General features: G+C 32.3%; 6 protein-coding genes. All 6 read right to left on the minus strand.

Annotated elements, in window-relative coordinates:
• Positions 1–955: 955 nt before the first annotated feature.
• Positions 956–1,582 carry a hypothetical protein gene (locus tag BXY82_RS15335; protein WP_133759099.1) on the minus strand — a complete coding sequence of 209 codons (627 nt, stop codon included), beginning with the start codon at positions 1,580–1,582 and terminating at the stop codon, positions 956–958.
• Positions 1,583–2,400: 818 nt separating this feature from the next.
• Entirely contained in the window at positions 2,401–3,117 is a 717-nt protein-coding gene (locus BXY82_RS15340; RefSeq protein ID WP_243835869.1) for a hypothetical protein, read from the minus strand.
• A gap of 162 nt (positions 3,118–3,279) precedes the next feature.
• Complete coding sequence (locus tag BXY82_RS15345) at positions 3,280–3,717, minus strand: hypothetical protein (protein ID WP_133759101.1); 438 nt, start codon at positions 3,715–3,717, stop codon at positions 3,280–3,282.
• Between the two features lie 148 nt (positions 3,718–3,865).
• Positions 3,866–4,285, minus strand: a complete 420-nt coding sequence (locus tag BXY82_RS15350; RefSeq protein ID WP_133759102.1) for a hypothetical protein — start codon at positions 4,283–4,285, stop codon at positions 3,866–3,868.
• 155 nt (positions 4,286–4,440) lie between these two features.
• Positions 4,441–4,812, minus strand: a complete 372-nt coding sequence (locus BXY82_RS15355; protein WP_133759103.1) for a nuclear transport factor 2 family protein — start codon at positions 4,810–4,812, stop codon at positions 4,441–4,443.
• A 182-nt stretch (positions 4,813–4,994) separates the two neighbouring features.
• Complete coding sequence (locus BXY82_RS15360) at positions 4,995–5,363, minus strand: hypothetical protein (protein ID WP_133759104.1); 369 nt, start codon at positions 5,361–5,363, stop codon at positions 4,995–4,997.
• Between the last annotated feature and the right edge of the window lie 247 nt (positions 5,364–5,610).

A 5,610-nucleotide genomic window follows, 5' to 3' on the forward strand; every position in this document is an offset into this window, starting at 1 on the left:
AGCTGGAGAAATGCACGGAATTTTGGTGAGAAATGAGCTTTTAAATACTCCAAATTCTTTGGGTTTTCAACTGCGATCGGGAATTGTTGCCAACGTTTCGTGTATGAGCAGTGGCGTGGTTCGTGACTGACAATTGCAAACACTCACGTAGCATTGGAAAATCCGCAGGATTTTCCAAGTAGGCGAGAATTAGCCATGGCTTATACATATTGTTGGCAACAGTTATTTTTCGTTTTATCTGGCCTAAATCAAAAAAAAAATCACGGGCAGTAAGCTGGCCAAAAATCATGGTTTTTTTAATCCGTAAACGCTGTCAAATCCGCAACCTGGCTAAAGTCGGTATAGTTTTAATTTAACGTATGAGTGGGAAGTCGGTGGGAGAAATGCACAGAATTTTGTTGGTAAAGGAGTTTTAAAAAAAAAACCAAATTGTTTGGGTTTTTAACTGCGTTTGCGAATTGTTGCCAAAATTTAGGTTATATTACTAAGACGGAAAGATTTTAACGATTTTTCCGTCTTAGTAATATAGCCATTGTTACTAAATTCTCTTTACAAATTAGTGCAAAACGATCTTTGTATTCACTGAGATTCGTCCATTTTACTCTTGTGTCTTAACGTGTTGATTAACGTTTTCGAGTAATGATAGGAATATGCTAAAGTAATAGATCTTGGGTAAAAAGGATAACAGTATAGAATTTACTAATCTTTATTGTATAATCATTTAATACATAATAGTGAGTTATTTTTATTGTTTTTTATTAGTAAAATATTCTTTAATATGAGAATAAATCAAAAAAATAAATATAGCTAGAATTATAATTAATCCTATTAAACCATATACGTTTTCAGTTTTAATACCATGTTTATATATTTGAGAGCCAGTGGCAACTATTAAAAATGTATATAATAGTACACGCGGTGTGGTTAATTTTAAATATGACATAATTATTTGATTTTAGTACCAATTCATGCAACTACCAAATTCATAAACAGCGATAGCAGCTCCAACCCATCCCATTGTTCTGCCTACAACTTTTCTAATTGCTTTTTTTGCAATTTCTTTGGTTACCTTACCATTAAATAGCTCAATTACAGCATCTATTCCTACAGCTCTTAATAAGCAGTCATAATAATCAGGTTCCATTCTATTCGATATATTATTATCAGGGTGTACTGCTTCAATTTTTCTTAATCCATCTGCTGCTGCTACAATATTTGGATTATCTAAACTGCCAAATTCGTTTATTAATTCAGCTTGAGAAAATCCCCTATTATAAAAAAATGTTAAACTATTATTAAGATGAGGTGATAATAGTTGCATTGCTTCAGATTCATCTAAATTGTTACTTTCTATACTTTCTATTATTTCAACGTCTTGATATTCAATACTTTCAATAGGATCGTTGCTAGGGTCATCTTCACTTAGCCTACTATTTCCTTTAGTGTTGCCTTTACCATTTTTTTGATAAATTTGTTCTATTTGGTTATAATTTACAAAAGAATCTAATTCTATTTCATTAGAACAGGAATAAATTATTGCACCAACAATAAGTAGTGTTAAAATCTGTTTAAATAATTTCATCTTTTTTTCTCGATTTTGATATAAAGTTTGCCAGACTTTATAAGTTAATACTATCTGTTTAAATTGTTATTAAAATCACTTGTGATTTAAGATGGCCTTTGAGCATTTGATTTGAGGTGATTAGCCTCATTGATAATCAGCAATAAGTTTAATATTGATTGTGAAATATATTAATAATAAACCATAGACTGTTACGGAAAAACCGTACATTTTGTATGTGTTTTATTTTTTAATGTTTGAATTAAGTAGAGTGTCAGTCAGTACGGCAATTTGTATTATTATAAATTTATTGCGTTTCAATACTAAAGTCGTACCATTTCAATTTTAATCGAGCTATTTTTTGGTGACTTTTCTGTGAGTTAGATTTGTTAGTTTGTAAGCATAGCCACAGGTGAAGAACTAAAGTAAGCAAATTTACTGCCCAGTGTTGTCACCAGATATTTTTCGTTTTATCTGACTTAAAAATCATAAAAAAAAATCGAGGGCAGTAAGCTGGCCAAATATCCAGGTTTTTTTTAATTCGTAAACTTTGTCAAATCCGCAACTGGCTAAAGTCGGTATAGTTTTGATCTAACGTATGAGTGGGAAGTCGGCGTGAGAAATACACGGAAATTTGGTGAGAAATGAGCTTTAAAAACTCCAAATAGTTTGGGTTTTCAACTGCGATCGGGAATTGTTGCCAACGGTTATGTATATGAGCTGTGGCGTGAATCGGCACGAACCTCTCTAAATAAAAACTGGCTTTGGAAAATCCGCAGGATTTTCCAAGTGAGGACAGACCAAGCCATAGCTTATATACGGTGTTGCCAAACGTATTTTTACGAGACCCAAGTTCCCTCAATTTTATCTATTTTCCAATTTCCATTCTCATCTTTTTTGATAAAAATTCTACAGCCACTGCCGTCTAAACTTCCTCTACCAAATCCAGCATTCAAAACGCCAAATGATTTGGTGTTGTCGAATAAAATTCTTGAAAATGAAAGTGAACCTCCGAAATTAAAAGCATAATTCGTTCTCCAAAAGTCACGTCCTTTTGGAAATTCAGATGTTGGTTTAAATCGCAATTTTTTGTTGTCTGACTTTAGTTTGTCAAAATCGACTTTGAATCCTTTTTCCAATTCAAAGTCTTTAGAGTCAACAACAAGTTTTTGGTCATTAAAATGATTAATTAGCTCATATGTATCTTCTCTTTCAAATTGATTTATTGAATCAGGGAAAGCTATGTAAATTAAAGTTTCGTCATTTATTATAGAATCCCTTCTTTCTTCCCAGTCATTTAGTCTGTGTCGATAATCATCAGAATCTTCCCAATCTTCGAGTGCTTTGTGATAATCATTTTTAGTGTCAAATCCTTTTTCGGTCAGATATTTTGGTGATGGTGGTGGTGGCGTTGGCATTAAACGTATATCATTATACATTTTGTCCGAAAGTTCTGGGAATAAATCGTAGAATACCTTTTTCTCAAATTCCAAATTTGTCAATTCAGTTTTCTGTTCACAATTATATAGAGTGAAACAAACCATTATTAAAATCAATATTTGAGGTAGTTTGGTCATATGTTTGGCAACGGTCTTGTGTATGGTTAGTTGCGTGGTTAAGCGAGTAAGTTAGCAAATAAATCACAGATAGAACATTCCGCAGGAATGTTCGTAAGTAAGCTAATACAAGCAATTAATTATACACGGTGTTGCCCACAGTTATTTTTTTCGTTTTTCCCATTCTGAAATTGCTCTTTCAAAGAATTCATTCGTTTTTTCAGCGTTATCATCTACGTAAACTTTGAATTCAGAATTATCTTTTTTAATTACTTTAATGTACGAAGCATAAGTCAGAGCATCAGACAAATCTTTTGTTATTAAGGTGTCAATTTCGTTATATTTTGCAGAGTTAATTTGGTTATTTTTCTTTCGATTTTCAATCCAATAAGAGGCGAGTCGTTGTTCCGAAATAAAATTTCCGCTTTTCTCATTTCCACCTTGCGATGAAAACAAAATTATTCGTTCATTATCATTTATTAATCCTAATTCACGAATGTATTGTAAATCCTTTTTTGATAACTCGGTTCCGTTTTTAATTCCGCTTTCACACGAAATGAAAAATAGTAGTAAAATTAATATGATAGGATTCAGTTTCATCGGTTTCGTCTAATTGTGGGCAACGGTTTTGGCTATAATACGTTGCGGAAAAATCCGCAGGATTCTTTCCGCCTTAGCCGAAAGATAGCAAAATTGCAATGAAATTCCGAAAGGAATTTCAGCCGCAATGGATTATAGCCGTTGTTACCTACAGTTTTTTATTCTTTTTAAAATCAGTTGTTATTCCGTTCAATATTTTAGGATTAGCTCTTAATAACTCAGCGCATTCAGATATATAAATTTCAACAAAGTCGCGTCCATTTTCCGTCATCATTTTCAATCCGCCAGTTTCGTCGAGATTGTGAATCCAATAAAAATTCGTCGGATAGATTTCGTGATTAAATTCAATTGGTTCAGAATGATTAGTGATTCCGATTATTGGTGCGTTTGAGTCAAATTTGAAAATTGTTGTTGAGAATTCAATATCAGCTTTTTTTGTCGAAATTGAATATTCATCTTTAATCCACTTTTTCTTAAATTTCGGAAATCCAAATTCAGATTGCAGGAAAGAGAAATTAGCCAAAATCTCTTTTTCAAATACTTTCCAAGTCGGTTTAAGAATGTTCATTTTTCAAATTGTAGGTAACGTGTTTGTATAAGAATAGTTGCGGGTTTGCGAGCGAGGATTTTCCGCAGGAAAATCAGATGTAGCAAACCCGCAACTACCTTTGTTTTAGCCCAAAACCGCAATTATTTTTATACTGTGTTGTACGCAGGCTTTTTTTATAATTGCTCGACTAGTTTCCTAGCAGTAACCGTATCATATATAATTTTTAGTTTACTAATCTTGTTTTGATTATCGAATTCAATAATGTCTACTACATCAAATTCCACTTTTTGATTATTCTTTAAAGTCCATTTATAGGTGAAGTAAAGAGCTAAATTATTTGATTCATTATCTTCAAAAATTCCTTTTAAATGAAGTTCAGAATTTGAAGTATCGTTATTTAATTCACGATAAAATTCATCTGCTTTTTTTATTCCGTATAGTGGTGAATCAACCATTCCATTTTGATTGAATAAAGCAACTACTTGTCCAACATTTCCATTTTCAAGGTGAGTTATATATTGCCTTGCTATTTCTTTTTTATTCATTATTTTATCAATTTTCAAATTTCAGAGTTCGTTTCTCAGCTTGCGTACAACGTTTCGTGTATGGGCAGTGGCGTGGGACGTCACGGACAATTGCAAACAGGTACTTGCCATTGGAAATTCCGCAGGAATTTCCAAGTAGGCGAGGACAAGCCATTGCTTATACACACTGTTGGCAACAGTTTTTATTTTCTTTTTTTCAGTTCCAATTCAATGCCTTTTATTCTCAATTCTTTTTTGTATTCATTTTTGGTCATAAATTGAACCTTGTCGATAGGCATTTCCTTATCGATAATCCAAAACAATTCATCATTCTCACGTAATGATTTTACGATTATATATTTTGCATTATAATTGTATTCAACCACTTCTGGCTCAGTAACAATTAAACCACTACTTTCATTTTTTTTTCGATTTTTATTGAATAGAATTTGTGACTCGTGACCATCACCTATATAGAAATATCCATTTCCAAGATCTTCAGTTATTGCCGTGTGGTTATAAACACAAGAAGAAAGAAAAAAGAGTATTAAGGTGTATAACTTTATCTTCATTGATGTTCGGTTTTTAATATTGACTAACGTTTTTGTAATGTTCTGAAAATCATATGTTAATTTTTTTTGTTTTCAGTTTTTATTTTGATCATTTCTTAAAAAAGTTAGCTTTAAGTGATTAATTTTTTTCCCGAAATGGAGGGAATTGTTGCCAACGTTAAATGTATGAGCTGTGGCGAGGTACATTACGGACAAAAGCAAACACTCACGTAACATTGGAAAATCCGCAGGATTTTCCAAGTAGGCG

The sequence above is a fragment of the Gelidibacter sediminis genome (assembly GCF_004364975.1).
Lineage (GTDB): Bacteria > Bacteroidota > Bacteroidia > Flavobacteriales > Flavobacteriaceae > Gelidibacter > Gelidibacter sediminis.

Coding starts and splice junctions, on each gene's coding strand:
- BXY82_RS15360 (WP_133759104.1), bottom strand. CDS start 5,363: ATGAAGATAAAGTTATACACCTTAATACTCTTTTTTCTTTCTTCTTGT.
- BXY82_RS15355 (WP_133759103.1), bottom strand. CDS start 4,812: ATGAATAAAAAAGAAATAGCAAGGCAATATATAACTCACCTTGAAAAT.
- BXY82_RS15350 (WP_133759102.1), bottom strand. CDS start 4,285: ATGAACATTCTTAAACCGACTTGGAAAGTATTTGAAAAAGAGATTTTG.
- BXY82_RS15345 (WP_133759101.1), bottom strand. CDS start 3,717: ATGAAACTGAATCCTATCATATTAATTTTACTACTATTTTTCATTTCG.
- BXY82_RS15335 (WP_133759099.1), bottom strand. CDS start 1,582: ATGAAATTATTTAAACAGATTTTAACACTACTTATTGTTGGTGCAATA.